At 63.3% G+C, this 25,540-nt stretch carries 25 protein-coding genes and 1 pseudogene; 20 read left to right on the forward strand and 6 right to left on the reverse strand.

What is annotated here, in order from left to right:
* Window positions 1-3: 3 nt before the first annotated feature.
* Complete coding sequence (locus tag QFZ94_RS26845) at window positions 4-1,092, reverse strand: LacI family DNA-binding transcriptional regulator (RefSeq protein WP_368586644.1); 1,089 nt, start codon at window positions 1,090-1,092, stop codon at window positions 4-6.
* A gap of 285 nt (window positions 1,093-1,377) precedes the next feature.
* Here QFZ94_RS26845 and QFZ94_RS26850 point away from each other — a divergent pair, with 285 nt between their 5' ends.
* The 19 genes from QFZ94_RS26850 (at window position 1,378) to ureG (QFZ94_RS26940) (ending at window position 17,753) form a co-directional block, all read left to right on the forward strand.
* A complete protein-coding gene (locus QFZ94_RS26850; RefSeq protein WP_368586643.1) occupies window positions 1,378-2,031 on the forward strand; it encodes a protein-L-isoaspartate O-methyltransferase family protein in 654 nt (217 codons plus the stop codon).
* An 89-nt stretch (window positions 2,032-2,120) separates the two neighbouring features.
* Window positions 2,121-2,444 (forward strand): rhodanese-like domain-containing protein, encoded by a 324-nt coding sequence (locus tag QFZ94_RS26855; RefSeq protein WP_018431735.1) that lies wholly within the window; start codon window positions 2,121-2,123, stop codon window positions 2,442-2,444.
* 420 nt (window positions 2,445-2,864) lie between these two features.
* Complete coding sequence (locus QFZ94_RS26860) at window positions 2,865-3,602, forward strand: LysM peptidoglycan-binding domain-containing protein (RefSeq protein ID WP_429460668.1); 738 nt, start codon at window positions 2,865-2,867, stop codon at window positions 3,600-3,602.
* Window positions 3,603-3,613: 11 nt separating this feature from the next.
* Window positions 3,614-4,015 (forward strand): hypothetical protein, encoded by a 402-nt coding sequence (locus QFZ94_RS26865; RefSeq protein ID WP_368586641.1) that lies wholly within the window; start codon window positions 3,614-3,616, stop codon window positions 4,013-4,015.
* A gap of 539 nt (window positions 4,016-4,554) precedes the next feature.
* Window positions 4,555-5,853 (forward strand): urea ABC transporter substrate-binding protein, encoded by a 1,299-nt coding sequence (gene urtA, locus QFZ94_RS26870; protein WP_368586640.1) that lies wholly within the window; start codon window positions 4,555-4,557, stop codon window positions 5,851-5,853.
* A 188-nt stretch (window positions 5,854-6,041) separates the two neighbouring features.
* On the forward strand, window positions 6,042-7,676 hold the full coding sequence (urtB, locus tag QFZ94_RS26875) for an urea ABC transporter permease subunit UrtB (protein WP_429460671.1): 1,635 nt from the start codon (window positions 6,042-6,044) through the stop codon (window positions 7,674-7,676).
* Window position 7,677: 1 nt separating this feature from the next.
* Window positions 7,678-8,868 carry an urea ABC transporter permease subunit UrtC gene (gene urtC, locus QFZ94_RS26880; RefSeq protein ID WP_429460673.1) on the forward strand — a complete coding sequence of 397 codons (1,191 nt, stop codon included), beginning with the start codon at window positions 7,678-7,680 and terminating at the stop codon, window positions 8,866-8,868.
* Window positions 8,869-8,878: 10 nt separating this feature from the next.
* On the forward strand, window positions 8,879-9,742 hold the full coding sequence (urtD, locus tag QFZ94_RS26885; protein WP_368585915.1) for an urea ABC transporter ATP-binding protein UrtD: 864 nt from the start codon (window positions 8,879-8,881) through the stop codon (window positions 9,740-9,742).
* 50 nt (window positions 9,743-9,792) lie between these two features.
* A complete protein-coding gene (gene urtE, locus QFZ94_RS26890; RefSeq protein ID WP_368585914.1) occupies window positions 9,793-10,485 on the forward strand; it encodes an urea ABC transporter ATP-binding subunit UrtE in 693 nt (230 codons plus the stop codon).
* Between the two features lie 150 nt (window positions 10,486-10,635).
* Window positions 10,636-10,995: a hypothetical protein gene (locus tag QFZ94_RS26895; protein WP_368585913.1), complete on the forward strand. Its 360-nt coding sequence runs from the start codon at window positions 10,636-10,638 to the stop codon at window positions 10,993-10,995.
* A 64-nt stretch (window positions 10,996-11,059) separates the two neighbouring features.
* Window positions 11,060-11,257, forward strand: a complete 198-nt coding sequence (locus QFZ94_RS26900; RefSeq protein ID WP_368585912.1) for a hypothetical protein — start codon at window positions 11,060-11,062, stop codon at window positions 11,255-11,257.
* A 73-nt stretch (window positions 11,258-11,330) separates the two neighbouring features.
* Window positions 11,331-12,200 (forward strand): urease accessory protein UreD, encoded by an 870-nt coding sequence (locus tag QFZ94_RS26905; RefSeq protein ID WP_368585911.1) that lies wholly within the window; start codon window positions 11,331-11,333, stop codon window positions 12,198-12,200.
* A gap of 214 nt (window positions 12,201-12,414) precedes the next feature.
* Window positions 12,415-13,227, forward strand: coding sequence for a transporter substrate-binding domain-containing protein (locus QFZ94_RS26910; RefSeq protein WP_368585910.1), 813 nt, complete (start codon window positions 12,415-12,417; stop codon window positions 13,225-13,227).
* A gap of 110 nt (window positions 13,228-13,337) precedes the next feature.
* A complete protein-coding gene (gene ureA, locus QFZ94_RS26915) occupies window positions 13,338-13,640 on the forward strand; it encodes an urease subunit gamma (protein WP_008923043.1) in 303 nt (100 codons plus the stop codon).
* A gap of 25 nt (window positions 13,641-13,665) precedes the next feature.
* Window positions 13,666-13,971 carry an urease subunit beta gene (locus QFZ94_RS26920; protein WP_429460677.1) on the forward strand — a complete coding sequence of 102 codons (306 nt, stop codon included), beginning with the start codon at window positions 13,666-13,668 and terminating at the stop codon, window positions 13,969-13,971.
* 87 nt (window positions 13,972-14,058) lie between these two features.
* The gene (gene ureC, locus QFZ94_RS26925; RefSeq protein WP_429460679.1) at window positions 14,059-15,765 is read left to right on the forward strand and encodes an urease subunit alpha; all 1,707 of its coding nucleotides are present in this window, start codon (window positions 14,059-14,061) and stop codon (window positions 15,763-15,765) included.
* A gap of 2 nt (window positions 15,766-15,767) precedes the next feature.
* Complete coding sequence (gene ureE / locus QFZ94_RS26930) at window positions 15,768-16,403, forward strand: urease accessory protein UreE (RefSeq protein WP_429460681.1); 636 nt, start codon at window positions 15,768-15,770, stop codon at window positions 16,401-16,403.
* The gene (locus tag QFZ94_RS26935) at window positions 16,390-17,070 is read left to right on the forward strand and encodes an urease accessory protein UreF (protein WP_429461936.1); all 681 of its coding nucleotides are present in this window, start codon (window positions 16,390-16,392) and stop codon (window positions 17,068-17,070) included. The genes ureE and QFZ94_RS26935 overlap by 14 nt, the downstream gene beginning before the upstream one ends.
* Before the next feature lie 20 nt (window positions 17,071-17,090).
* Window positions 17,091-17,753 (forward strand): urease accessory protein UreG, encoded by a 663-nt coding sequence (gene ureG / locus QFZ94_RS26940; RefSeq protein ID WP_429460683.1) that lies wholly within the window; start codon window positions 17,091-17,093, stop codon window positions 17,751-17,753.
* Between the two features lie 1,132 nt (window positions 17,754-18,885).
* Here ureG (QFZ94_RS26940) and QFZ94_RS26945 read toward each other — a convergent pair.
* Both QFZ94_RS26945 and QFZ94_RS26950 read right to left on the reverse strand, forming a co-directional pair.
* Entirely contained in the window at window positions 18,886-19,191 is a 306-nt protein-coding gene (locus QFZ94_RS26945; RefSeq protein ID WP_429460685.1) for an N-acetylmuramidase domain-containing protein, read from the reverse strand.
* Entirely contained in the window at window positions 19,191-21,425 is a 2,235-nt protein-coding gene (locus QFZ94_RS26950; protein WP_429460687.1) for an N-acetylmuramidase domain-containing protein, read from the reverse strand. Before QFZ94_RS26950 ends, QFZ94_RS26945 begins: the two co-directional genes overlap by 1 nt.
* Window positions 21,426-21,516: 91 nt before the next feature.
* Between QFZ94_RS26950 and ureG (QFZ94_RS26955) the strand changes: the two are divergent.
* Window positions 21,517-21,999, forward strand: a pseudogene (ureG, locus tag QFZ94_RS26955) (urease accessory protein UreG); the annotation flags it as partial.
* A 55-nt stretch (window positions 22,000-22,054) separates the two neighbouring features.
* On the opposite strand, the gene waaA reads toward ureG (QFZ94_RS26955), so the two are convergent.
* The 3 genes from waaA to waaC all read right to left on the reverse strand — a co-directional run bounded on the left by waaA (window position 22,055) and on the right by waaC (window position 25,371).
* A complete protein-coding gene (gene waaA, locus QFZ94_RS26960) occupies window positions 22,055-23,368 on the reverse strand; it encodes a lipid IV(A) 3-deoxy-D-manno-octulosonic acid transferase (RefSeq protein WP_429460689.1) in 1,314 nt (437 codons plus the stop codon).
* Window positions 23,369-23,465: 97 nt separating this feature from the next.
* Window positions 23,466-24,350, reverse strand: a complete 885-nt coding sequence (locus tag QFZ94_RS26965; RefSeq protein ID WP_410849647.1) for a Kdo hydroxylase family protein — start codon at window positions 24,348-24,350, stop codon at window positions 23,466-23,468.
* Between the two features lie 79 nt (window positions 24,351-24,429).
* Window positions 24,430-25,371, reverse strand: coding sequence for a lipopolysaccharide heptosyltransferase I (gene waaC, locus QFZ94_RS26970; protein WP_410849741.1), 942 nt, complete (start codon window positions 25,369-25,371; stop codon window positions 24,430-24,432).
* Window positions 25,372-25,540 lie beyond the last annotated feature (169 nt).

Here is a 25,540-nt window from a genome sequence, read left to right on the forward strand (position 1 = left end):
GGTTCACGCGCTCCCACGAATCACCAGACGATGCGGCAGCAGCACGCCCGGCACGTTGGCCTGCGGATTCGCGAGGCGTTGCAGCAGCAGACGCGCGGCGGTCTCGCCGAGCTCGCGCATCGGCTGCGCGATCGTCGTGAGCGGCGGATCGATCTGCGCGGCGAGTGAGATGTCGTCGAAGCCGGCCACCGCGACGTCGTCGGGCACGCGCTTGCCGACGCTGCGCAAGCCGTGGATCACGCCGATCGCGAGCGTGTCCGACACCGCGAAGATCGCGCTCGGCGCATCGGACTGCTGCATCAACCCGGCTGCGGCCGACGCGCCCGCCTCGTAATCGAGGCTGTTCAGATTCATGCGCCAGCGCGGATCGGGCGCGATGCCGGCGTCGCTCAACGCGTCGAGGTAGCCCTGCTGACGCTGGCGCGCATACAGATAGTCGACGTCGGAGTTGATCAGGCCGATACGCCGGTGGCCGCGCGCGAGCAGATGGCGCACCGCGTCGCCGGCCGCGCGGTAGTTGTCGATGCCGACGTATGGCACACCCATCTCCGGATCGAACTCGCAGCACGCGACCCACGGCAGCGCCTGCGACGCCTCGCCGAGCGCCTGCTGGATCGTCGCCGGATCGAGGCAGATCGCGCCGTCCGCGCGGCGACGCCGCAGCATGTCGAAGTAGCTGCGCTCGCGGCCCGGGTCCGCGCCGGTGTCGCATAGCAGCATGAAGTAGCCGTGCTGACGCGCGACGCTGTCGATGCCGCGCACGATCTCCGCGTAAAACGGATTGCCGAAGTCCGGCACCATCGTCAGCAGCAGGCGGCTTACGGCCGTGCGCAGATTGCGTGCGAGTTCGTTGACGCGGTAGCCGCTCGCGTCGATCGCGGCGAGCACCTTGTCGCGCGTGGCGGGCCGCACATTGCCGTGGCCGTTCAGCACGCGCGACACCGTCGCCACCGACACGCCCGCCTGCTCGGCCACGCCGGCGATCGACGACCCGTCCTCCGTACGCGGCGAGCGCCTCTGCGGCGGACGTAGCGGTTGACTGCTCGCGCCGGACAGCGTGGCCGGCGACGATCGGGACGGCGTTCGGGACACACGACCTCGCAGCGAAATGTAATCGATTACATTTTGTAGCGATCGCGATGCGAATCGCAAGCTCGGATCGCTAGGGATTAACACGGGGGCGGCCCGGCCGGCACTTGCCCGCGAGCGTCCGGCGCGAGTCCGCCATTTGGTACAATCCCGCAGTTCCCCTGACGCGGCTTGCAAAGCGAACGCCTTTCGGAGGCCTCCGCCGCCGGCAATCCGCCGGGGCCGGGTCAGGAAAAAAGTCAGCGGCAATCGTCGCCCGCTCGCCAAACCAAAACCGCCGAATCCACCATGAACATCGAGCAAGCGCGTTTCAACATGATCGAACAGCAGATCCGCCCCTGGGAAGTGCTCGACCAGGACGTGCTGAATCTGCTGTCGATCGTCAAACGTGAGAAATTCGTCCCCGCCGCTTACCGTGATCTCGCTTTCGCCGACTTCGAAGTGCCGCTGCCGGCCGGCCAGCACATGCTGGCGCCGCGCGTCGAGGCGCGCGTGCTGCAGGAGCTGGCGGTGAAGAAGCACGAAAGCGTGCTCGAAATCGGCGCGGGTTCGGGCTACATGGCGGCGCTGCTCGCGCATCGCGCGCAACACGTGTTGACCGTCGACATCGAGCCGGAACTGGCCGAGCTCGCGAAGAGCAACCTGATCGCCAACGGCGTGCTGAACGTCGAAGTCGCGACCGGCGACGCTTCGCGCGGCTGGAGCGGCGCGGCGCCGTACGACGTGATCTGCGTGTCGGGCGGTCTGCCGGTGCTGCCGCAGGAAATCCTCGAACAGCTGAAAGTCGGCGGCCGTCTCGCGGCATTCGTCGGCAGCGCGCCGGTGATGAAGGCGCAGATCATTACGCGCATCGACGAGAAGCAATACCGCATCTCCGACGTGTTCGAAACCTATGTCGAGCCGCTCGCCAATGCAGTGCAGCCGGCGCGGTTCAGGTTCTAAGCGGCGGTTTTCGCTGCGTTTCGAGTTGTATTGTTGATCCGGACGGGCGGCGAGCAAGCCCACCGTCCCACGAACTGGATGTCCCGCTGATGCAAAACCTGACCGCTCCCGCACTCGCCGAATGGCTCGCCGATACCTCGCGTCCCGCACCCGTGCTGCTCGACGTGCGCGAGCCGTGGGAACTGCAAACCGCGTCAATGGCCGGCGTCGTGTCGATTCCGATGCGCGAGATTCCCGCGCGCAGCGAAGAACTCGATGACGATGCGCAGATCGTCTGCATTTGCCATCACGGCGCGCGCAGTGCGCAAGTCGCGATGTTCCTCGAATCGCGCGGACACACCAATGTGTTCAATCTGCAGGGTGGGATCGACGCGTGGTCGCGTCAGGTCGATCCGTCGGTTCCGACTTATTGAGGTTTGCGCGAAGGTAGTGCGATGATGCGGCGCAAGGGCTGATGGTCCTTGCGCCGTTTTTCTTTTGTGCTGCGCCAGGATGGGTGCAAAGACCCCGCAAGCCATGGTTTTGGCTTGCGGGGTCTTTGTTTTTGCTGACGCGTTATTCAGCCCATCGGATGAGCAAGGACTAACGGTCCGTCGAGGAACTCCTGGCCGTGCCACGACTGGTGTGCACTTAGGAAAGTCGAGGAAATTTGGGCCATCGCCCATGTACATACAACCTGTCGCGAGGTGATTATCTGATCGCTGCCGATCCGAGAAGCGACTTTGCATAGATCTTCGACATACCGAAGTCCCTGTCCGTATTTGAGTCGTTTATTGGACACTATTGCTTCGGATTCCGGCGCTATGTTGAGTTCAACCCTAGGCAGGAGTCGTATGGCTGTTCAAGCACCACCGAAGACTGGCTATGAAAAATGGCAAGAGGGCATCAGCAGCGCTGTGGGCAATGCCAAATGGGACCTCTACGATTGCGCAATCCAGATGACCGTGAACCAGTACAACCGTCATCTGTCGGGGACTGCCGGGTACAGGCCATTGGATTGGCGGCTCATCAAGGCGATGATTTGGGTGGAGACCGGTGCGGAAAGCAAAAAATGGGAATCGAATCCGATTCAAATAGGCAATCCCGGCGATCCAGGACTGCGAGCGCTATCAGCTGGCAATGAAGGAGGTGATTTGATTATTCCCCCAACGTGGAAAAATCGACTCACCCTTGGTAATGCGATAACGAATCCCCCTCACAATATCGCCGCTGGTATTGGCTACTTGCTGATGCGAACGGCGAACTATGCGATCAAAAACGTCCCAGACGCAGACGCCACAATCTACGAAGTCAGGGCACTGGCAGGGGATAGCATCGCCAAGATTACCAAGACAAATGGAAGCACTATTGAAGTGATACAGAAACTGAATCCCTCCTCTCATTTATTGAGAGCGGGTCAAGTACTGAAATATCAGAAAGCTTCGCTAAGGAAAGTCATTGTTAGCTGGAAAATCATTACGACATCAAGCATCGCGAAACACTATAACTCTGGCGATTCACTCTATGCCAAGAAGCTGGATTATGCGCTGAGCCTGATCCACAAGGGGGAGTCTGCATTTTGTGCTCAGTGAAGATTACGGCGATGTGCATCATTCTCTACAGCATATCAAGCATAGCGATTGGCGCCGAAGTCGGTTTTAAAGGGAATTTCGAGGGAACAGGTCGTGCGTGTTCCGGTGCGCTCTATGTGCGAGCCAACACAATTGAATGGAATTCAACATATAGCGTCTGTAAGCCGACACGCTACGAAATCACGGAAAAGAATTTCAGCGATGAGCAAAGACGCATTGTCTTTCACTTGAAAAATCCAAGTCGCCAGTGTCGATTCAGGATTGTGGAAGTTGAGCACGCAAGTGGGCACAACTGGAATGTGAGTGGTTACCAGTCCCCGGAAGGATTTCAAAAAAGGGATTTGCCAGACTGGAATAATTCCCCGCTACCCGAACGGCAAGTTTTGTCGTGTTTAATGGTAGGACCAGACTAAGCTCATTGCGTGGTGTAGTACATCGCTTTCGCGCTCGCGAGCAGCCGCGGCGTGCTCTCTAACTGACGGTTCGCGGTGAAGGGCATTCAGAAAGCGGACTTATCGGGCGGGCTGGCGACGGCGCGTTCGATCATGTCCGGTCTCCCTGATCGGCAGTCAGTATCACTGGTGTTCCGGTGTGGGCAGCGCCCACGCCATGCACAAAAGCGCGGCGTCCCCAAGGCGCCCATGCACCGCCGATGCCCCACCTGCGCCAGCGACGCTTCACTGGCGTCGAAGCACGCTTCGTCGCGGCGCGACGCGCACCCGAACGAGGCGCGGCGCGCGCGACTGCACCAGTTTCGCGCCGCGCCATCGATGGACCGACTCGCCACCTCCGCTCCGATAACCGCGCCACCACAGGCATCGCACACGCATCGCGTCGAATGCATCACATGGCATGTGCCTTGCAGTAGACGAGCGGCAAGCCGTGCGAGCTCAGCCTGCTGGCTGAAATCGACGCTCATAAACAGTGACCATCAATGACAAGGGGAAAGCACATGAAACGTCGCAGTCTGTTGAAGTTCGGCTCCATGTCCGGCGCGCTCGCGCTCGCGGGCCGCGTGCCGTTCGCGCACGCGCAGTCCGATAGCGGTCCGATCAAGGTGGGCATCCTGCATTCGCTGTCCGGCACGATGGCGATCTCCGAGACGTCGCTGAAAGACACCGCGTTGATGACGATCGCCGACATCAACAAGAACGGCGGTGTGATGGGCCGTCAAATCCAGCCGGTGGTCGTCGACCCGGCGTCGAACTGGCCGCTGTTCGCCGAGAAGGCGCGCCAGCTTCTGACGCAGGACAAATGCGCGGTCGTGTTCGGCTGCTGGACCTCGGTGTCGCGCAAGTCGGTGCTGCCGGTGTTCGAGGAACTGAACGGCCTGCTGTTCTATCCGGTGCAGTACGAAGGCGAAGAAATGTCGCGCAACGTGTTCTATACGGGCGCAGCTCCTAACCAGCAGGCGATTCCCGCGACCGAATACCTGATGAGCGCCGAAGGCGGCGGCGCGAAGCGCTTCTTCCTGCTCGGCACCGACTATGTGTATCCGCGCACGACCAACAAGATCCTGCGCGCGTTCCTCAAATCGAAGGGCGTGCAGGAAACCGACATCCAGGAGGTCTATACGCCGTTCGGTCACAGCGACTATCAGACCATCGTCGCCAACATCAAGAGCTTCTCGCAAGGCGGCAAGACCGCGGTGATCTCGACCGTGAACGGCGATTCGAACGTGCCGTTCTACAAGGAACTCGGCAACCAGGGGCTGAAGGCGTCGGATGTGCCGGTCGTCGCGTTCTCGGTCGGCGAAGAGGAACTGCGTGGCATCGATACGAAGCCGCTCGTCGGCAATCTCGCGGCATGGAACTACTTCATGTCGGTGCGCAATCCGTCCAACGAGAAGTTCAAGAAACAATGGGCCACGTGGGTCAAGGACAACAACCTGCCGGGCGGCACGAAGCGCGTGACCAACGACCCGATGGAGGCGACCTTCGTCGGCATCCATATGTGGAAGCAGGCGGTCGAGAAAGCAAAGAGCACTGAGGTCGACAAGGTGCGCGTCGCGATGGTCGGGCAGACCTTCGCGGCACCGTCGGGCTTCACGCTGGAGATGGACGGCAACCACCATCTGCACAAGCCGGTGATGATCGGCGAGGTACGCGCAGATGGCCAGTTCAACGTCGTGTGGCGCACCAAGGGGCCAATCCGCGCGCAACCGTGGAGCCCGTTCATCGCCGGCAATGCGGGCAAGCCGGATGTGGTCAGCTCGATTCCGGCGTTCCTGCGGCGCTCGCGCGTTGCGTGACGTGCCGGCGTGAGCCGCGTCGCGGCACGCGGCGAACCGCCCGTGCCGCGCCGCAACAGCCGCCTGCCGCGACGTGCGGCCTGCGTACCGGCACGCGCGGCGCTCGCGCGGCGGCGTCCCGCTGAAGCGGCAGCGGCACCCTCGCGCGCTGAGCGGCTCACCGATTCAACCCAGTGCAAAAGGCCATCATGGCGTTTTCATTTCCGACTTCCGTACGACGACGCGGCGCGGCGCTCCTGCTGCCGCTCGCGGTTCTTCTCGCCGCCGCGCCGGGCGCCGCATTCGCGCTGACCCAGGCCGACGTCGCGCCGCTCGCCGGCGACGACTTCGAGGCAAAGTCCGCCGCGATCGACAAACTGATCGCCACGCATGACACCGCATCGCGCGCGGTGCTGAAGGCCCTCGCCGACGACAGCGCGCTCGCCACCGACTCAGGCGCGGTACTGCTGCAGGACGGCGACGCCACCCGCGATGCCGTCACCGGCCAGCCGGTCGCAGCGAGCGACGCGCAACCCGTCACGCTGAACAACCTGCTGCGCTCGAAAGTGGCGGGCGCGCTGTCGGGTCTGCAACTCGCGTCGCCCGACCAGGCGACACGCGCAGCCGCCATCGATGCGCTGCTAAAAAACCCCGATCCATCGATCAAACCGCTCGTCGACGCGGCGCGCGCGAAAGAAACCGATCCCGCGCTGAAGAAGCGTCTCGACACGCTGTGGGCGATGAGCGCATTGCACGACCCGGACCCTTCGAAGCGTCTCGAAGCAGTGCAACTGGTCGCCGCGCGTCACGATCTCGATATGAACGAGTTGCTGCGCCCGCTAGTCGCGAAGAAAGCCGACGGCACATTTGCCGAAACCGACGAACGCGTGCGCGCGGCCGCGCAAAGCGGCATCGATGAGCTCGATGCGATCCAGCGCCGCAGCCAGATCGCGGGCACGCTGTTCGCGGGGCTGTCGCTCGGCAGCGTGCTGCTGCTCGCCGCGCTCGGCCTCGCAATCACGTATGGCCTGATCGGCGTGATCAACATGGCGCACGGCGAATTCCTGATGATCGGCGCGTACGCGACCTACGTCGTGCAAAACCTCGTTCAGCGCTTTGCACCCAACGCGTTCGACTGGTATCCGCTCGTCGCGATACCGGCCTCCTTCGTCGCGGCCGCGCTGGCCGGCATCGTGCTCGAGCGGCTCGTGCTGAAGCACCTGTATGGCCGCCCGCTCGAAACGCTGCTGACCACCTTCGGCGTGAGCCTGATCCTGATTCAGGCGACCCGCATGCTGTTCGGCGCGCAGAACGTCCAGGTCGTCAATCCGTCGTGGATGAGCGGCGGCGTGACCGTGCTGCCGAACCTGATCCTGCCGTACAACCGGCTCGCGATTCTCGCGTTCTCGCTGATCGTCGTCGCGATCGCGTGGGCCGTGCTCACGCGCACGCGCCTGGGTCTGTTCGTGCGCGCGGTCACGCAGAACCGCCGCATGGCCGCGTGCGTCGGCGTGAAAACCGCGCGTGTCGATTCGTATGCGTTCGCATTCGGCGCGGGCATCGCGGGGCTCGGCGGCTGCGCGCTGTCGCAGATCGGCAATGTCGGGCCCGATCTAGGCCAGAGCTACATCATCGATTCGTTCATGGCGGTCGTGCTCGGCGGTGTCGGCCAGCTTGCGGGCACCGTGCTCGGCGGCTTCGGCCTCGGGCTCGTCAGCAAGGCGATCGAACCGTTCTGGGGCGCGGTGCTCGCGAAGATCGCGGTGCTCGTGCTGATCGTGCTGTTCATCCAGAAGCGTCCGCAGGGCATGTTCGCCTTGAAGGGCCGTAGCGCGGAGGCATGAGATGACATCGGCTACTTCGTCGTCGAACCCTTCTTCCGCCGCGTCGTCGCGCGCGGGTGCAGGCGCCGCGCGCGAGTTCAACACCGGCTTTGCGCTCGGTCTGCCACCGCGGCCCGCGTTGCTGTCGCGTCGCGCGTGGCTCGCGCTGATCGCGTTGATCATCGCGTTCGGCCTCGGCGTGCCGTTCGCCGCGCTGGTGATTCCGCAGACGAGCGCCTTGCATCTGTCCGCGTATGCGATGACGCTGACCGGCAAGTTCATGTGCTATGCGATCGCCGCGCTCGCGCTCGATCTGGTGTGGGGCTACTGCGGCATCCTGAGTCTGGGCCACGCGTTGTTCTTCGCGCTCGGCGGCTATGCGATCGGTATGTACCTGATGCGCGCGATCGGTCACGACGGCAAGTACGGCAGCGATCTGCCCGACTTCATGGTGTTTCTCGACTGGCACCAGTTGCCGTGGTACTGGCAAGGCACGCAGCATCTCGGCTATGCGCTGCTGCTGGTCGTGCTGGTGCCGGCCGTGGTCGCGTGGGTATTCGGCTTCTTCACGTTCCGTTCGCGCGTGAAGGGCGTGTATCTGTCGATCATCACGCAGGCGATGACCTTCGCCGCGATGCTGCTGTTCTATCGCAACGAAACGGGCTTTGGCGGCAATAACGGCTTTACCGACTTCAAGCGCATCGGCGGTTTTCCGATCACGCATCAGGGCACACGCGCCGCGTTGCTGCTGATCACCTTCGCGGTGCTGATCGCCGCGTTCCTCGGCGCGCGCGCGATCGTCACGTCGAAGCTCGGCCGCGTGGTGACCGCGGTGCGCGACGGCGAAACGCGGCTGATGTTTCTCGGCTACAGCCCGCTCGCGTACAAGCTGTTCGTGTGGACCGTGTCGGCGGTGCTTTGCGGCATCGCGGGCGCGTTGTACGTGCCGCAGGTCGGCATCATCAATCCGGGCGAGATGTCGCCGGGCAACTCGATCGAAATGGCGATCTGGGTCGCGGTCGGCGGACGCGGCACGCTGATCGGGCCGATCATCGGCGCGTTCGCGGTCAACGGCGCAAAGAGCTTCTTCACGGCGAACTTCCCCGAATACTGGCTGTTCTTTCTCGGCCTGATCTTCGTGCTGGTGCCGCTGCTGCTGCCGAACGGCATCATGGGTCTCGCCGATCTGCTGACGCGCAAAAGAAACCGCTGAGGAACCGCTGATGAACGAAAACCCGATGGTTCCCGATCTGGATTTGCCCGAAGCACCGGCGGAACGCTCGCTGAGCGGCGTCGCGAGCATGGGGCACACGGTCGTGCCCGGCGAGATCGACGTATCGCATGGCACGATCCTGTACCTCGAAGACGTGACGGTCAGCTTCGACGGCTTTCGCGCACTCAACGCGTTGTCGCTCGCGATCGACGCGGGCGAACTGCGCTGCATCATCGGCCCGAATGGCGCGGGCAAGACGACGATGATGGACGTGATCACGGGCAAGACCGCGCCCGATCAAGGCAAGGTGTTTCTCGGCCAGTCGATCGATCTGACGCGGATGAACGAACCGGCGATCGCGCGCGCCGGCATCGGCCGCAAGTTCCAGAAGCCGACCGTGTTCGAGCAGCATCCGGTGTGGGAAAACCTCGAACTCGCGATGAAAACCGACAAAGGCTGGTGGGCGTCGCTGCGCGCACGGCTCGATCGAGACGCGCAGGCGCGCATCGAGCAAACGCTCGCGCTGATCGGACTGGAAAGCGAAGCGCGCAGGCTCGCCGGAGAGCTATCGCACGGCCAGAAGCAGCGCCTCGAAATCGGCATGCTGCTCATGCAACGCCCTGCGCTGCTGCTGCTCGACGAACCCGCGGCCGGCATGACCGACGACGAGACGATGCAACTCGCCGAATTGCTAAACCACCTGCGCGGCACCTGCTCGATGATGGTCGTCGAGCACGACATGGAGTTCGTCGCGGCGCTCGCGGGCGATACGGGCAAGGTGACGGTCATGGCCGAAGGACGCGTGCTCGCGCACGGCACGCTCGACGAAGTGAAGCGCGATGAGACCGTGATCGAGTCTTATCTCGGCCGCTGATCGAAGCTCAAGGCGGTACCGCATCGTCAACCCGACAGGATGACTGAAACATGCTCGAAGTAGACCGACTGAACCAGTACTACGGCGGCAGCCATATTCTGCGCGACGTGAAACTCACGGTGCCCGACGGCAAGCTCACGGTGCTGCTCGGGCGCAATGGCGTCGGCAAGACCACGCTGCTGCGTTGCCTGATGGGCGTCGTGCCCGCGAAAAGCGGCGCGATCGCGTGGCGCGGCGAACCGCTGATGAAACTGCCCACGCATGCGCGCGTCGCCCAGGGGCTCGCCTACGTGCCGCAGGGCCGCGATATTTTTCCGCGCTTGACCGTCGAGGAAAACCTGCTGGTGGGCGCCGCCAGCAGAAAGGCGCCGAAGAAAATCCCCGAGCGCATCTACGAGCTGTTCCCGGTGCTGAAGGACATGCGCAACCGCCGCGGCGGCGATCTGTCCGGCGGTCAGCAGCAACAGCTCGCGATCGGCCGCGCGCTGATGAGCGAGCCGCAACTGCTGATCCTCGACGAGCCGACCGAGGGCATCCAGCCGTCGATCATTCAGGACATCGGCCGCACGCTGCGGCAGCTCGTCGAGGACATGGGCATGACGGTGCTGCTCGTCGAGCAGTACTACGACTTCGCCAAAGCGATCGCCGATCGTTACTGGGTGATGAGTCGCGGCGAAATCATCGCGGGCGGCGAAGGGGCGAACATGGATGCCGATGGAGTGCGGGGGTTGATTGCCGTGTAAGCGTTTTTTCAATCTGCGACAGCAGTTAGAAAGCTTGCGGCCCGCGCCGTCGGCCCCGTCTAACGCGACTGAAGCTCACCGCTCAAGTTATCCGCCGCGCAACCGTTACACAGGCTAGGCAGCGCCGCAACGGTTCGACAGGTGGACACCATGGACGACAACAAGCAGGTCAGACGCGAGTTTTACAGAAACCCAGCCTCCTATTGCCGGGTGATGAACGTGGTGTCGGCGGTCACCTTTGGTTTATTCGAGGTGGACAGCGGCGGTACGGTCGGCATGCTGTCGGTGCGCTGGGAGAAGCTCGGCAACGAACTCGCGCCCCAGCTGCACGCGTACTACGACAGCTGGCACGTGCTCGCGTCGTTCCAGGACGTCCTCGCGAGAATGGCTGAGACGACCGGTCCGTCGTGTTCGCCGGAAGCTTTCTGTCAGCTCCTGCTCGACTGCGGATTCATCAATCGCGCGGAACGCGGCGTGGACGATCACGCCGCGCCGAGCCGCGTGCGCTAGACGCTGCCGCTGTAAAACCCGGGTTAGCAACACAACATCGTTAGAGAAGAGAAGGGAGAAAAGCATGTCCGTGACGGTTAACGTCGAGTATCAGTACTGCCGACATGGCAAGAAAGCAATCGAGACAGGCAGCGACTCGTTGACCGTCCAGGAAAACACCCCGCGCGCTATCGTCGCGTTGCTCCGGCTGCTGCATCCGCAGTGGGAGGGCATCAAGGTGCTGTCGGTGACCGAGGCCTCGCCTGAAGACACTGCGTCGTAGTCGCTAGCGCGCGGCTCTCGCGCCGCGACCCGCGTGCTATCCTCGCCGCACGCCGGTTCCCCCTTTCATCCGCATGTCGCTCCACGAAAACCACGCCACGCTCGCCACCGCTCACTCACCGTGGCGCGCGCGACTCGAACTCGGCTTCGTCGGCGGCGACGCTCGCACGACGCTTGCGCACCGGCTGCACGATGGGCCGCTGCGCGTGCAACGGCCACTCTATCCGGAAGGCCCGGCGATCTGTCACGCGGTGATCGTGCATCCGCCCGGCGGCGTCGCGGGTGGCGATCAGCTCGACATCGACATCACCCTCGGCGCGCACACGCATGCGGTGCTGACGACGCCGGGCGCAACCAAGTGGTACAAGTCGAACGGCCGCGCGGCGCGGCAGCGCATTGCGCTGCAGGTCGGCGAACAGGCGAAGCTCGACTGGCTGCCGCAGAACAACATCGTGTTCGATCACGCGAACGCGCAACTCGATTTTTCGCTGACGCTCGGCGCCGGCGCGAGCGCGATCGGCTGGGATGCAACGCAGCTCGGACGCCAGGCGGCCGGCGAACGCTGGTCGGCGGGTAGCTTGCGCGCGGTGTCGCGTATCGTCGGCGCGAATGGCGAGCCGCTGTGGTTCGAACGCGCGACGCTTAGCGCCGACGATCCGCTGCGCGACGCGCCGCAGGGCCTCGCGGGCTTTCCGGCCTACGGCACGCTGTGGGCCGTAGGCGCTGCTTGCGACGACGCGCTCGCCGAGTCGCTCACCGCGCAACTGCCGTTCGACGACACGTTGCGAGCGGCAGCCTCGTGCGTGACCAACGGCGTACTGCTCGTGCGCGCGGTGTCACGCTCGATGGAAACGCTGCAGCACGCGCTCACGCGCTGCTGGCTGCAATTGCGGCCGGTTGTGCATGGTGTCGCGGCGGTGCCGTTGCGGATCTGGTCGACCTGAGCGCGCGGCTTCCCGCTTTCGTCTTCAATGCCCTCCTCACGCACCAAGGCGGCGCACGCGCACGCCCCAAGCATGTGCGCGAACCGGCGCAGCATGCCGCCCAATCGGGGCGATGCACGATGGCACACAGCTTGCATTGGATTCGCCACTTCGCGGCCGGACACGAAGAAGCCAGCCACGACCCGACTCCAACGACACCACCACGCTCACGCCAATGACCCGCACTCTGTCCCGCTCCGCGCGCCGCGCCTTGCTGGCCGCGCTACTCGCCCTACCCATCTTCGCCGACCTCGCGTTTCACGCGGGCGCCGCGCACGCCGACACGCTCGACAACATCGCCAAGGCCGGCGTGCTGAAGGTCGCCGTGCCCGAGGACTATCCGCCGTTCGGCTCGGTCGGTCCCGACATGAAGCCGCAGGGCTACGACATCGACACCGCCGCGCTGCTCGCCAAAGCGATGAACGTGAAGCTCGAACTGGTGCCGGTCAACAGCGCGAATCGCATTCCGTATCTGCAAACGGGCAAGGTCGATCTGGTGATCTCGTCGCTCGGCAAAACGCCTGAGCGCGAGAAGGTGATCGACTTCTCGAGCGCGTACGCGCCGTATTACCAGGGCGTGTTCGGTCCCGCCGATATCAAGGTGAGCGCTCCCGCCGATCTGACAGGCAAGACGGTCGGCGCAACGCGCGGCGCGCTCGAGGAAATCGGTCTCACACAGATGGCGCCGAACGCGACGATCAAACGCTTCGAGGACAACAACGCGACGATCGCCGCGTTCCTGTCCGGCCAGGTGCAGCTGATCGCGGCCGGCAACATCGTCGCGGCCGCGATCCTCGCGAAGAACCCGTCGCGCCGTCCGGAACCGAAGTTCGTGATCAAGAACTCGCCCTGCTTCGTCGGCATGAACAAGAACGAGCCGCGCCTGCAACAGAAGGTCGATGCCGCAATCGCGCAGGCCAAACACGACGGTACGCTCGGTGCGATGTCGAAGAAGTGGTTCGGCGCTCCACTGCCCGCCGACCTGTAATCGTGCAAGCGCGTTTGTAAGCGCGCCGTTAGCCGGGCTTGATACCTTGACCGGCTGATGGCGCGACGAGCACGCCGCCACGACACCTCAACGCCGAGACCCACACCCCGATGAAGCTGACACCTCGCGAGAAGGACAAGCTGCTGATCTTCACCGCCGCGCTGCTCGCCGAACGGCGCCGCGCGCGCGGCCTAAAGCTGAACTATCCGGAGGCGGTCGCCTTCATCACCGCCGCGCTGATGGAAGCCGCGCGCGACGGCAAGAGCGTCGCCGAGGTGATGCACTACGGCACCACGCTGCTCACGCGCGCCGACGTGATGGAGGGGGTGCCCGAAATGATCCCCGACATCCAGGTCGAAGCGACGTTTCCCGACGGCACCAAGCTCGTCACCGTCCATCATCCGATTCCCTGAACTCCTCTTCGTCAAGGCAGGCCCCATGATTCCCGGCGAACTCCTCATCGACGACGGCGAGCACGAACTGAACGCGGGCCGCGCGACGGTCACGATGGTCGTGTCGAATACCGGCGACCGTCCCGTGCAGATCGGCTCGCATTACCACTTCTACGAAGTGAATGACGCGCTGTCGTTCGATCGCGAAGCGGCGCGCGGCTTTCGCCTGAATATCGCGGCGGGCACCGCGGTGCGCTTCGAGCCCGGCCAGGAGCGCACGGTAGAACTCGTCGCGCTGGCGGGCGAGCGCGTCGTGTACGGCTTCAACGGCAAGGTGATGGGCAAGCTGTGATGCGCTGCCCGCGCCCTCGCGTTTCGACCGCCCTGCTCCGCCTTGCGTTGCTTGTAGCTCGCTTGTAGCTCACTCCGGACCCACACCATGACACTACGCATTGGCCGCCGCGCGTACGCGGAGATGTTCGGCCCCACCACCGGCGACCGCGTGCGCCTCGCCGACACCGAACTGCTGATCGAGATCGAGCGCGACTTTACGACCTACGGCGAAGAGGTCAAGTTCGGCGGCGGCAAGGTGATCCGCGACGGCATGGGCCAGTCGCAGCGCGTGCATGCCGATGTCGTCGATACCGTCGTGACGAACGCGGTGATCCTCGATCACTGGGGCATCGTGAAGGCCGACATCGGCATCAAGGACGGCCGCATCGCGGCGATCGGCAAGGCCGGCAATCCGGACATCCAGCCGAACGTGACGATCGCGATTGGCGCGGCCACCGAAGTGATCGCCGGCGAAGGGCTGATCGTGACCGCGGGCGGCATCGATACGCACATCCACTTCATCAGCCCGCAGCAGATCGAGGAAGCGCTCGCGAGCGGCGTGACGACGATGCTCGGCGGCGGCACCGGCCCCGCGACCGGCACCAATGCGACGACCTGCACGCCAGGGCCGTGGCATCTCGAGCGCATGCTGCAAGCGGCCGACGGCTATCCGATGAACCTCGGCTTTCTCGGCAAGGGCAACGTGAGCCAGCCGGCACCGCTGACCGAGCAGATCGCCGCGGGCGCGATCGGCCTGAAGCTGCACGAGGACTGGGGCACGACGCCCGCGGCGATCGACAACTGTCTTTCCGTCGCCGACGATACCGACACGCAGGTCGCGATCCACACCGATACGCTGAACGAAGCGGGCTTCGTCGAAACGACGGTGGCCGCGTTCAAGGGCCGCACGATCCACACGTATCACACCGAAGGCGCGGGCGGTGGACATGCACCGGACATCATCAAGGTGTGCGGCGAAACGAACGTGCTGCCGTCGTCGACGAATCCGACGCGGCCCTATACGGTCAACACGCTCGACGAGCATCTCGACATGCTGATGGTGTGCCATCACCTCGATCCGTCGATTGCCGAAGACATCGCATTCGCCGAATCGCGGATTCGCCGCGAGACGATCGCGGCCGAGGACATCCTGCACGATCTCGGCGCGCTGTCGATGCTGTCTTCCGATTCGCAGGCGATGGGCCGGGTCGGCGAAGTGATCATCCGCACGTGGCAGACCGCGCACAAGATGAAGGTGCAACGCGGCGCGCTGCCCGAGGACAACGCGCGTCACGACAATTTCCGCGCGAAACGCTACGTCGCGAAGTACACGATCAATCCGGCGATCACGCACGGCATCGCGCACGAGGTCGGCTCGATCGAGCCGGGCAAGTGGGCCGATCTGGTGTTCTGGGAGCCGGCGTTTTTCGGCATCAAGCCGTCGCTGATCCTGAAGGGCGGCATGATCGCGATGGCGCAGATGGGCGACCCGAATGCATCGATTCCGACGCCGCAGCCCGTGCATTATCGCGAGATGTTCGCGACGCGCGGTGGCGCGCTCGGTCGCACGTCGCTGACTTTCGTGTCGCAACTCGCCGCCGATGCGAACGTCGCCGAACGCTATGGTTTGGAAAAGCGCATCGTCGCGGTCAAGAACTGCCGCAACGTGACGAAGGCCGACATGATTCACAACGCGTGGCGCCCGAACATCAGCGTCGATCCGGAAACCTACCAGGTGATCGCCGACGGCCAGTTGCTGAGCTGCGATCCGGCCACCGTGCTGCCGATGGCGCAACGCTATTTCCTGTTCTGATCATGCGTACACTGAACAAACTTCTCGCGCCGCATCTGAAGATCGCGCCCGTACTCGTCAAGCGAGCGCCGACGTTGACGCTCGCGTTCGATGAACGTCGCAAGAGCCGTCTTGCCGCGACGCTCGATAACGGCGAGGAAATTGCATTGCTGTTGCCGCGCGGCACCGTGCTGCGCGATGGCGACATGCTCGTCGCCGATGATGGCGGGCTCGTGCGTGTCGTTGCGGCTGACGAAGCCGTGCTTGTGGTACGCGCTTCGGACGCGTTAACGTTGACGCGCGCCGCGTATCACCTCGGCAATCGTCATACGCCGGTCGAAGTGGGCGCCGATTATCTGAAGCTCGAATACGATCCGGTGCTCGCCGACATGCTCGAGCGCATCGGCGCGACGCTCGAGCGGGTGTCGCTGCCGTTTCAGCCTGAGGCCGGCGCATATGGCGGTGGGCACAAGCACGGGCACGATGAGACTTTCGCCGAGGACTATGCGATCGCACAGCAGGTGTTTGGTGAGCATCATGGGCATGAGCATGCGCGTGAAGGCTCTTCGCACTCGCACTCGCAGGACCACGATCATGACCACGTGCACGACGAATCGTGCGGACATGGGCATCACTCGCATCACCATGCGCATCGCTGAACTGACCGCGCTGCTGCATCTCGCGTCGCCGGCGCTGCCGATCGGCGCGTTCAGCTATTCGCAGGGTCTCGAAGCGGCGATCGAAGCGCAACTCATCACCGACGCCGACTCCGCGCGCACGTGGATCGAACGCGGGCTGACCGACGTGCTCGCGCGCGGCGAGTTGCCATTCCTCGCGCAGCAGATCGAACGCTGGCGCACGCACGACGCGATCGAACTCGCCGACGCCAACGCCGAATTTCTAGCGAGCCGCGAGTCCGCCGAACTGCGCCGCGAAACCGAGCAGATGGGCTGGTCGCTGCGGCAGTTGTGCGTGTCGCTCGAATGGGGCGATGCAGCGAGGCGCGAAACGCTCGCGTCGCTGACGCCGCTCGCGCAGCCGAGCGCGTTCGCATTCGCCGCCTACGCGCATGATGCGTCCACCGATGCCGCGCTCGCCGCCTATGCGTTCAGCTGGGTCGAGAACCAGGCCGCCGCCGCGTTGAAGGCGGTGCCGCTCGGCCAGCTCGCGGGGCAGCGCATCATCGTCGCGCTGCGCGAACCGCTCGATGCGGCCGTCCCGCGCGCGCTCGCCATTTCGCGTGACGATCTCAACACATTCGCGCCGCAGCTCGGCATTCTGTCGGCGCGCCACGAGTCGCAGTATTCGCGGCTCTTCCGCTCGTAACACGATTCCCACGATCCATCATGAACGCACCTCATCATCCGGCTCCCCATACCTCGACCCAGACCCGCACCAAGAAGCTGCCGCCGCTGCGCGTGGGCGTCGGCGGCCCGGTCGGCTCGGGCAAGACCACGCTGCTCGAAATGCTGTGCAAGGCGATGCGCGACCAGTACGACCTCGTCGCGATCACGAACGACATCTATACGAAAGAGGATCAGCGTCTGCTGACGGTCGCGGGTGCGCTGCCGGCCGAACGCATCATGGGCGTCGAGACGGGCGGCTGCCCGCACACGGCGATCCGCGAGGACGCGTCGATCAACCTCGAGGCCGTCGACCGCATGCTCACGCGTTTTCCGGACGCGGACATCGTGTTCATCGAATCGGGTGGTGACAACCTCGCGGCAACCTTCAGTCCGGAGCTGTCGGACCTGACGATCTACGTGATCGATGTCGCGGGCGGCGAGAAGATCCCGCGCAAGGGCGGACCCGGAATCACGAAGTCGGATCTGCTCGTGGTCAACAAGACCGATCTCGCGCCGCTGGTGGGCGCGAACCTCGACGTGATGGCGTCGGATGCGAAGAAGATGCGCGGCGAGCGGCCCTTCGTGATGTGCAATCTGAAGGCGCTCGAAGGGCTCGACGAGGTGGTGAAGTTTATTGAAAAGAAGGGGTTGTTGAAGGTGTGAGGGGAGGATTTTTATTCTCGTCAAAAGAATATCGCTTACGTATAGCCTCCTCGGCCATTCCGGAATCGAGGCAATGCCAATAAAACCTCCGCGTGACTTCGTCGCAATCGCCACCCTGAGTCACCAGTCGAAAGCCATGAGTGAGGATCGCCTTTTGACGGTTTTGGCGCTAGCCATGTGGGACCAAGTGTCGCCCCCAATCTACAGGCCTCACTAGTCGCGACAAACCATGTAAATATGAGACTAACCTATGACAGCGCAATTTTTTCTCTACATTTTGCAATTCAGCGATCCATAAGGTTTGAAGGAGATGTCTGATTCATGGTTGAGCGAATTACTTGCGGGACCGGCCCAAGGTCTTGAATTTCCGCGAATGCAAGAGGCCGGGAAGCGTATGCAAAAACAGGTTGCACAGGCCGCCCAAGAATTAGCAGCATCGCTTTCATTGGCTACCCTCAGTCCGCCACTTTAGAACATACCCTATTCAAGACAAGATCGAATACTGGCATACCTTGAGCTCCGAATTTTCCTTTCCGCCGTAAGCCAGACTGGGCCGTCATGGTGATACGCGTCTGTCATCCAAAAATATCCCTCCCAGTGCCGACCGACGGTCCCAGCGAGCTAGACAGCTGAGTTGAAAATCAAGAGCACCCTAGTGCGCTACTCGCATCGCACTTCAAATGATCAATAACGTTTGAGAGATGATCTACCACTTTAGATTGGCATTTAATCTGCACTTCATCGCCTCCACGACGAGCAACGGCAACTCCATAACGTGGAACCCGAGATTCAGTTGCATCATAGCTCCTAAACACCGAATACTCGCACCCCCCCTTCACGAAAGAAATTCGCGCATAATCAACATCCGCCCGAAAATAATGATTATAAGTAAAGCCATTCTCGCTCGCCTCGTTTGCGGAGTACGCCATCTCTATATTTCCAACCCCTCCAAACAGATATGTCATTATCTTTGTTCGATTATCCACACACAAAGCGATCTTCTTTGATTCTCTAGTTGCACAGGAGAAAATCACTGATTCTTCCGGAGCGCATAGCGAACGGGCAGCAAAAGCATCCCCGCAAGTTGCATTTGCAAAAAAAATCCCAATACAAATCCAGTATCTTATCAATCTCATTTTTCACCTAACTCCCGATAATTTCTCGTGATCGTCGCATCATAGCCCTGCTGGGCGGGCCCGTTATATCGAACTGCAAACGCGTGCCAATCCTCATTGCAAATGGCCTTCGTTAAAATCGGATCCGCCTTTATAAATGAGACAAACGCCCTAAGTTGATTAGATTCCGACTGACTTACCGATGCAACATAGTCTTGCACTCTTTGAAAGCCCGCGGCCTTGAAGTTGCTCCCCAATATCTGAAATCGTCCCCAGGATGCGGAGAGCAATGCCGCGGTTTGGTCAAGTGCGTAAGCTTCCATCATTTCTCATATTGAATTGCCTTGATTCCGTAGCCCCCTTGTGTGGGATTGGAAATGTGAGGATGGCTTTGATCGAATTTGCCATGGGTAGCACGATGAAATAGATGTCGCTCAAAGAGAATGGCTGGCACCAGATCATCCCCTGAAGCCAAATCTTGGCCTGGCTTGAAGTAGGCGCCTGACGAACCGGATTCCGTTTTTGCAACAGCCTTTATTGCGTGCGAGTGACAGCCCAGTTCTGTAGCCGCCTCTGCGTAGTCTCTTTCATTAAGCGACTGACCACTGTATTTCCACAAAAACTGCAGTTCGATTCGTTGACCCTGAATGGTAATGAATGGATGCGCCTCTCTCCGCGCAAAATTCCCCACCAGCCCGATCGGATTGATGTGATACACATCCGATCCGGGGAAGCCAGGGACGCCCGCCGCCACCTCGTCCCACCACACCAGCTTCGCGATGCGCTTCTTCTCCTCCTCATGCTCGGGCCTGTGTCCGGTGCGCTCTTCGATGGCACTGACCAGCGCCTGCCACTTCGCCGGATTGGCCCATTCACTTTCGTGTTTCGCGATGAGGCGCGATGCGCGAAACGCGGCCCACGGAAATCCGGAACGCTGAGGGCTTTGTCCCGCGCTGCAAAGCTCGTCCGCCGCGTAAAGACCGTCACCGCCCGGATACAGGACGCGATAGATTGCGGCTATCAATGGGCTCAGCTTGCCAAGTGAACCCGCACCGGATGCCTCAGTGCGAAGCGCATAGTCCACATAGTCGCCCGTGGTTGCAAAAATGGTGTGCGTCGGATCGTGGTCCTCGTCGTAACACTCGAAGTCGATCCAGCTTTGCGAAAACTCCCGCGTCACGCGACCGCCCTCGAAGCTCTGCTCACGTACCCATCCGCGAATAGGGTTGCCTCGCACATCCGCGCTGTCTACCTTCCACCAGCGCCGTTTCGTCCCGTCGCTGCCGGGGTCTTGTTCCATGAACCTGTGACCGTCATCCTGCGGCAGCGCGGCAAATCGATAAGCCTGGACCACATCGGTCTGTTTCGGGTCCTTGCCGGATCGCCCATTGGCATGGTCATGGTAGAGGGTCGTTCCACGCGCCACGCGCAGAATGGTGGGCTCCGGTGACAGGCCCAGCTCGCTCCACCGGTCCTCGTGCGCACAGTTGGCCCGAACCCAGTCGCGTCCGGACTTGATGAACTGCCTGATGCCCCCGTCGCAGAACACCTCGATGTGCGCCATCCGCGTTCCGCTCGTACATGCGTTGAGCGAGTCATAGCGGCCAGGGTGGCCGATCAGGTCACCGGCCTTGACCGGGACGCCACCGGCCGTTCCTTGTGGATCGCCCGCGCTGCACGTCCGGTTGGTCGTGACAATCACCCGGTCGAACATCGAATCCGGAATCCGCTCTTTCGCGACCGGCCCGCCATTCTGCGCGCCCAGGCAAATCCATCCGCCCACCGCCGCGGAAGCTGCGACGTAGCCGCCCGCCTCGGGCGCATACAGCGTTGCTCCGTTCAGGTCCGTTAGCTGGCCCCACGTTGCACCATGCACCGTGTCAGTCTTGCCGATGCTGACACTTGCCCCCTGCGGCACGATGCCAACGATGGAGCCATTCGGCGTCCTGCGCACAGGCAGACCCACCTGCGACGGATCCGCAACCTGCCCACTGCGACCCGGCCGTGGCCTGTCCTGCGCAAACTGCGTCACCTGCCACTGCCGCGACCAGTACGCCGGTTTCTGCCGCTTCGGGAAGTTGTCATAGTCAGCGTTGGACATCAGGTGCATGTACAGGCTGTAGAACGTCAGCTGCGTGCCGCGCGGAAACTCCATCTCGTGCCGCACCAGCGCAAAGCCCGTGCTGTACGGAGCCCGAAGCGGCACGTTACTGCCGTCCACGCTTGCCTCGCTGACCGGATAGTCCTGGTTGGCGCGATACGCGATCAGCACACCATCCGCGATGCAGCGTAGTCCCGCGTCGAGGTCGAGCGCCTGCCCCGCGCCCGCCTCCGTGATGTGGATGCCACCGTGCCACATGCCCTTGCGGCTGACGAGATACGAGCCGGACGGCTCGTTCGTGGCAAGAAGGCGGTAAATGTCGTGCTCGTCGGTGAAACGGGTGGATGCACTGGCATTGCCTTGCGCCTTGCGCAGAAACGGAAAGGCAAAGGCCAGTTGTTTGAGGACGGGAGGTTGCGGCGTCTGCGGGCGGTGAGGTGCCGGTTTGCTCGTCATGGATTCGGTGCTCTCCTGGATGAGAAGGACCGCACGAATATGACGGACAAACAAGCATCGTCAATTAGCCAAGTTCTGATTTCATACAAACACTAATATGAAAGAGCGTCTGCTGACGGTCGCGGGCGCGTTGCCGGCCGAACGCATCATGGGCGTCGAGACGGGCGGCTGCCCGCACACGGCGATCCGCGAGGACGCGTCGATCAACCTCGAGGCCGTCGACCGCATGCTCACGCGTTTTCCGGACGCGGACATCGTGTTCATCGAATCGGGTGGCGACAACCTCGCGGCAACCTTCAGCCCGGAGCTGTCGGACCTGACGATCTACGTGATCGATGTCGCGGGCGGCGAGAAGATCCCGCGCAAGGGCGGACCCGGCATCACGAAATCGGATCTGCTCGTGATCAACAAGACCGATCTCGCGCCGCTGGTGGGCGCGAACCTCGACGTGATGGCGTCGGATGCGAAGAAGATGCGCGGCGAGCGGCCCTTCGTGATGTGCAATCTGAAGGCGCTCGAAGGGCTCGACGAGGTGGTGAAGTTTATTGAAAAGAAGGGGTTGTTGAAGGTGTGAGGGGAGGATTTGGGAATGCGCGTGGTGTCGTCTTTACACGCCACGCTGCTAATCCCTACTCCGGCAACAACGCCGCCAACACATCCACCGTCCTCGCCGTCGCCCCGCGATGCCTCGCCGCGAACGCGGCAGCCGCACCGCCCATCGCGAGCCGCCGCGACTTGTCGCCGAATAGCTCGCGCAGCGCGCGCGCCAGATCGGCGGGGTCCTGCACCTGCACGGCGGCACCGGCCGCGACCGCATCGGCGGTGGCCTGCGTGAAGTTGAAAACGTGCGGTCCGATCAGCACCGGTACGCCGACCGCGCACGCTTCGATCAGGTTCTGTCCGCCGAGCGGCAACAGACTGCCGCCGATAAACGCAAGATCCGACGCCGCGTAGTAAGCGCCCAATTCGCCCATCGAATCGCCGAGCAGCACGTTCACGTCGCGAGGCAGCGGCGGCACGCCATCGTCGACAGTACGCGCCGCCGACGCGACCTTCGCATCGGGTGCCCAGTTCGATCGGCGTTCGAGCCGCAACCCCGCCTTCTCGACGAGCGCCGCGACTTCATTGAAGCGTTGCGGGTGACGCGGCACCAGAATCAGCAGCGCATCGTCGACGCCGAGCGCCGCGAACGCGTCGAGCACCATCGCTTCTTCGCCCTCGCGCGTGCTCGCCGCGACCCACACGGGCCGCGTGCCGATCGCCGCGCGCCACGCGTGGCCGCGCGCCGCGAGTTCGGGCGGCGTGTTCATGTCGAACTTCAGATTGCCGAGCACCGCGACGTTGCGCGCGCCGAGCGAGGTCAGCCGCTCGGCATCGGACGGGCTCTGCGCGAGCACGCGCGCGAAGCCGCCGAACACGTCCTTGGTCGCGCCGCCGAACTTTGCCGCGCGCTTGAACGAACGCGCCGACATCCGCGCATTGGTCAGCACGAGCGGCACGTCGGCGCGCCGGCATTCGTCGATCAAGGTCGGCCATACCTCGGTTTCCATCACGAGACCGAGCGACGGCCGCCACGCGCGCAAAAAGCGCCGTACCGCATGCGGCATGTCATAAGGTAGATAACTGCGCAACACGCGGTCGCCGAAAATCTCGGTGCCGGTCGCGCGGCCGCTCGGCGTCATGTGCGTGAGCAGAATGCGAGCGTCGGGGCGCGCCTTCATCAGCGCATCGATCAGCGGCTGCGCGGCGCGCGTCTCGCCGACCGACACCGCATGCACCCAGATCAACGGCGCGTTGTCTTCAGGCAAGCGTCCACGCGAATAACCGAAGCGCTCGCCGATATGCTCGCGATATCCGCGCTCCTTGCGCGAACGGATCAACAGACGCAGCACGGCAAGCGGCGCGATCAGCCACCAGAGCGCGCGATAGATCGCTCTTAGCATCGGCGCTCCGCGTGGTTCGTCTTCGTCGCAAAGTCCACGACGCTGATACGCGCGATGCGGACCGGCACCTGCCCGGCCCTCGAAACGACCGCCGCGCTCAAACCAGCGCCCTGCCCTTCAGGCGCTCGAGAATGCCTAGCGGCGCGCATTCCGGCTGCGCCATCGCCTTCACCGGCAGGAAGAAAGTCTGCTCCAGCATGAACTGGCCGGACATCACCGCATGCGAGGTCTGATCGGAGAAGCACACCCACACGCTGCCCGGCGGGAACGGCATGGTCTGCTGCGGGCTCGTCTTCTGATAGTCGAGGTCGGCCTTCATGCCGTCGTGCAGATTGAGCATCAGATGGTCGTACTCGCTGCGCGGTGACTTCGTCACATGCAGCAGGTTCAGCAGCCACGCGGAGCCCGGCATCTGCGGCTTGATGCGCGGCAGGAAGCGCTGCGCCATGTCCTCGAACGGCTCGCCGACGCGCCACACCCGCGGCACGCCGTGCGGATTCACATTGGTGAACACGCGCAGGATGCGTTCGCCGTAATTCGGCCGCGACGGAAACGCGTCGACGTGCAGACGGCTATCGTCTTTGCGCCACGAGGTTTCGCGTGTCTCGACCTGATGCAGCCGCAGGCTCGTCGGCGCGACGCGCAGCTTGCCGTTGTACTCGGGAAAGAGCCCGTCGACGAGCGTGCGCGCATTCGCCTGATAACGCGCGATCAACGCGCGCACCGCCGATTGCGTGACCGCATCGCCGGCCACGCCATGCAACGCGCCGCCGTTCGGTTCGAGGCTGATGTTCTTGCGGCTCGGATCGGCGATCGCGGGATCGAGCAACGCCTGCTCGCCGCCGTCGATCGCGAAGCGCAGGTTCGGGAAGTACAGCACCTTACCGCGCTCGACGCCGGCGAGCAGCGTTTCGCGCGGCACGGACAGGTTGCAGCCGTGCCAGTCGGCGTTCGCTACTTCGATGATCTGGGTTTCGTTCATGGTCGCCCTTTGGAACGGAGGTGCGCAAGGCGAAGCGCACCGACAGGTTGCAGCAGGTGCTGATGACTGCCGGCCCGGGTTACAGCAAACCAAATGCGGCCAGCGCCGACTTGACCTGCTGCAGCGTGGGCGGCTGCCCGGCCGCGCCGAGATTGACGACGTTCGGCGACCAGTAGCCGCCGGTGCGCCACGCGGTCGAGAAATTGTACAACTCGACCGTAGGCCGCTTCAGCGCCGCCGCGATGTGGACCAGACCTGTGTCGACCCCGACCGTCGCGGCCGCGCCATCGATCAGCCCCACCACCGCCGGCAGCGACAGCTTCGGCGGCACGATCGCGGCCGCGCCGAACTCCTTCGCGAGCCGCTCGCTGGTCGCGCGCTCGGCGTCGCTGCCCCACGGCAGCACGATCGACGCGCCGCGCCGCACCAGCGTTTGCCCGAGTTCGATCCACGCGGCGTCGGGCCACTGCTTGTCGGCGCGCGAAGTCGCGTGCACGAACACCACGTACGGCACCGGCAGATTCAGATTGGCTTGCGACAGCGCGAGCGCGGCGCGGCCCGTATCGAGACCGAAGTCGATGTCGTCGGTGGGTTGCGGCGGCGGATCGTTCAGCGCCGCGGCCACCAGTTGCCGCGTGCGTTCGACCACGTGCGTGCGTGGCGCGATCGGCACGCGCCGTCCGTAGAAGAAGCGCACCGGCCATTCGTAGCCGGCGCCGTCGGTGCGGTTGCCGAGCCCGACGAGCGGTCCGCGCGCCATGCTCGCGACCCACGCGGTCTTGATCAGCCCCTGACAGTCGATCACCAGATCGTAGTGCTCGGCGGCGAGCGCGCGCCGAAACGCACCGATCTCGCGCCAATTGTCGACGGACAGGATGCGCTTGCGCCAGCGCCGCAGCGACACCGGAATCGCGCGCCGCACGCCGCTCACGAGCTCCACGAGCCCGAGGAAGCTTTCCTCGACGAGCCAGTCGATCTGCGCGTCGGGATGGCGGCGCCGGATATCGGCGATCACGGGCATGTTGTGAACGACGTCGCCCAGCGACGACACCCTCACGATCAGAATCTTTTGCGCGCTCAAGAGTGGGAAAACCGGCTATCCGGCTCGAAGATGCGTTGAAAGGACCGCAATTCTAGCGCGTCGGATATCAAAGACATGAAAAACGCGGCGCGGTAAGGCAACCCGCGCC

The sequence above is a fragment of the Paraburkholderia sp. JPY465 genome (genome assembly GCF_050436725.1).
Classification (GTDB): domain Bacteria; phylum Pseudomonadota; class Gammaproteobacteria; order Burkholderiales; family Burkholderiaceae; genus Paraburkholderia; species Paraburkholderia youngii.

Coding starts and splice junctions, on each gene's coding strand:
- QFZ94_RS26850 (WP_368586643.1), top strand. CDS start 1,378: ATGAACATCGAGCAAGCGCGTTTCAACATGATCGAACAGCAGATCCGC.
- QFZ94_RS26855 (WP_018431735.1), top strand. CDS start 2,121: ATGCAAAACCTGACCGCTCCCGCACTCGCCGAATGGCTCGCCGATACC.
- QFZ94_RS26860 (WP_429460668.1), top strand. CDS start 2,865: ATGGCTGTTCAAGCACCACCGAAGACTGGCTATGAAAAATGGCAAGAG.
- QFZ94_RS26865 (WP_368586641.1), top strand. CDS start 3,614: ATGTGCATCATTCTCTACAGCATATCAAGCATAGCGATTGGCGCCGAA.
- urtA (WP_368586640.1), top strand. CDS start 4,555: ATGAAACGTCGCAGTCTGTTGAAGTTCGGCTCCATGTCCGGCGCGCTC.
- urtB (WP_429460671.1), top strand. CDS start 6,042: ATGGCGTTTTCATTTCCGACTTCCGTACGACGACGCGGCGCGGCGCTC.
- urtC (WP_429460673.1), top strand. CDS start 7,678: ATGACATCGGCTACTTCGTCGTCGAACCCTTCTTCCGCCGCGTCGTCG.
- urtD (WP_368585915.1), top strand. CDS start 8,879: ATGAACGAAAACCCGATGGTTCCCGATCTGGATTTGCCCGAAGCACCG.
- urtE (WP_368585914.1), top strand. CDS start 9,793: ATGCTCGAAGTAGACCGACTGAACCAGTACTACGGCGGCAGCCATATT.
- QFZ94_RS26895 (WP_368585913.1), top strand. CDS start 10,636: ATGGACGACAACAAGCAGGTCAGACGCGAGTTTTACAGAAACCCAGCC.
- QFZ94_RS26900 (WP_368585912.1), top strand. CDS start 11,060: ATGTCCGTGACGGTTAACGTCGAGTATCAGTACTGCCGACATGGCAAG.
- QFZ94_RS26905 (WP_368585911.1), top strand. CDS start 11,331: ATGTCGCTCCACGAAAACCACGCCACGCTCGCCACCGCTCACTCACCG.
- QFZ94_RS26910 (WP_368585910.1), top strand. CDS start 12,415: ATGACCCGCACTCTGTCCCGCTCCGCGCGCCGCGCCTTGCTGGCCGCG.
- ureA (WP_008923043.1), top strand. CDS start 13,338: ATGAAGCTGACACCTCGCGAGAAGGACAAGCTGCTGATCTTCACCGCC.
- QFZ94_RS26920 (WP_429460677.1), top strand. CDS start 13,666: ATGATTCCCGGCGAACTCCTCATCGACGACGGCGAGCACGAACTGAAC.
- ureC (WP_429460679.1), top strand. CDS start 14,059: ATGACACTACGCATTGGCCGCCGCGCGTACGCGGAGATGTTCGGCCCC.
- ureE (WP_429460681.1), top strand. CDS start 15,768: ATGCGTACACTGAACAAACTTCTCGCGCCGCATCTGAAGATCGCGCCC.
- QFZ94_RS26935 (WP_429461936.1), top strand. CDS start 16,390: ATGCGCATCGCTGAACTGACCGCGCTGCTGCATCTCGCGTCGCCGGCG.
- ureG (WP_429460683.1), top strand. CDS start 17,091: ATGAACGCACCTCATCATCCGGCTCCCCATACCTCGACCCAGACCCGC.
- QFZ94_RS26945 (WP_429460685.1), bottom strand. CDS start 19,191: ATGGAAGCTTACGCACTTGACCAAACCGCGGCATTGCTCTCCGCATCC.
- QFZ94_RS26950 (WP_429460687.1), bottom strand. CDS start 21,425: ATGACGAGCAAACCGGCACCTCACCGCCCGCAGACGCCGCAACCTCCC.
- waaA (WP_429460689.1), bottom strand. CDS start 23,368: ATGCTAAGAGCGATCTATCGCGCGCTCTGGTGGCTGATCGCGCCGCTT.
- QFZ94_RS26965 (WP_410849647.1), bottom strand. CDS start 24,350: ATGAACGAAACCCAGATCATCGAAGTAGCGAACGCCGACTGGCACGGC.
- waaC (WP_410849741.1), bottom strand. CDS start 25,371: ATGCCCGTGATCGCCGATATCCGGCGCCGCCATCCCGACGCGCAGATC.